The organism is Haloprofundus marisrubri (genome assembly GCF_001469955.1).
Classification (GTDB): Archaea; Halobacteriota; Halobacteria; order Halobacteriales; family Haloferacaceae; genus Haloprofundus; species Haloprofundus marisrubri.
The window spans coordinates 1-258 of sequence record NZ_LOPU01000007.1 but is presented as its reverse complement, the minus strand read 5'-3'; the positions used below and the strand labels follow the sequence as shown (position 1 = coordinate 258).

Annotated in this window: 1 protein-coding gene; it reads right to left on the bottom strand. The window is 54.7% G+C overall.

Features of this window, described 5'->3' with window-relative positions; all coding sequences use genetic code 11:
• Nucleotides 1–258, bottom strand: a 258-nt coding sequence (locus tag AUR64_RS01820) for a heterodisulfide reductase-related iron-sulfur binding cluster (RefSeq protein WP_276203525.1), incomplete at its 5' end; no start/stop codon positions are given.

Below are 258 nucleotides of genomic sequence, written 5' to 3'. Positions count from 1 at the left end.
TCAGACGAGAGCTTCTTCGAGAACTTGGAGTGGGTGTCGAATCTCGTAGCCGGTGCCGTGTTCCATCTGCATCGAACACGTCGGACATTCGGTCATCCCCACGTTCCCCGAAGCGTGGTGCATATGCTCGAACATCTCCTCGCCTATCTTCATCGATTTGTCGTATTTCTCCTCTTTCCAGCCGTAGGTGCCCGAGATGCCCGAACACGACGACCCCACGTCTTCGATGTCGATACCATCTAACTCCCGGAACAACTC